The sequence below is a fragment of the Corynebacterium sp. HMSC063A05 genome (assembly GCF_001809695.1).
GTDB classification, from domain to species: domain Bacteria; phylum Actinomycetota; class Actinomycetes; order Mycobacteriales; family Mycobacteriaceae; genus Corynebacterium; species Corynebacterium amycolatum.
The window spans coordinates 1-829 of sequence record NZ_KV798497.1; the positions used below are offsets into that span (position 1 = coordinate 1).

The 829-nt window shown below is 54.0% G+C and carries 1 pseudogene; it reads right to left on the reverse strand.

Going from position 1 to position 829, the window contains the following annotated elements:
* Positions 1 to 614 (reverse strand): annotated as a pseudogene (locus HMPREF2651_RS10885) (IS3 family transposase); the annotation flags it as partial.
* Positions 615 to 829 lie beyond the last annotated feature (215 nt).

The following is an 829-nucleotide window of genomic DNA, read 5'->3' on the forward strand; positions in this document are numbered from 1 at the left end:
TGGCGAATCTTAGCTCGCAGCCCCATCTGGCGCATGAGTTTGTAGACGAGTTTGTGGTTGACCACCCACCCCTGGTTACGCAGGTCAAGTAGCACTCGTCGGTAGCCGTAGCGATGCTTGTTACGCTCGAAGCTTTCCCGAATCGCTTGCTTGAAAACGGCGTGCTTATCTGGCTTACTGAGTCGTTGTTGGTGGTAGAAGAACGTCGACCGTGGCATACCTGCTGCCTCTAGGAGGTACTCCAGGCGGTGGTGAGACTTGAGGATGACGATCGCCTGGACTTTCAGGCGCGTCCCTGATTCCTCAAGTCCCGCAATTTTTTTAGATAGGCATTTTCGGCCCGCAACCGTTCGTTTTTCGCGACGCAGCTTGTCTTCCTCCGACAGCGGCTTCGGCGTGACCGATCCTTTGGGCCTGCCCTTCGGCTTTGGTTTCAACGCGTCATCGCCATCTTTGCGCCATTTCCACGTCCACCCACTGACCAGCTGCTGTGATGACAGGCCAAATTCGCGCGCAAGATCCATCGCTGTCTCGCCAGCAAGGTGGCGTTGGACAACTTCCTTCTTGACCTCGAACGAGTACTGCTGCTTTGTCGGTTTCTCCACAAGACATAGCCTGCCATGCAGCACAAACCGACAATAGAGCCGGCGCGCAGCGTGTTTGGAGACACCCAGAACATTGGTAGCCGCTCTATAGCCCATGTCTTGCTGAAATAGTTCAACCAATTGCTCGCGCTGATATTCACTTAGCGAACTTCGTGCTCTCAATGACAACTACTCCCCACTAGTCGGTAACTGATTTCTCAGTCCAACTAATGGGGAGCAGTTCA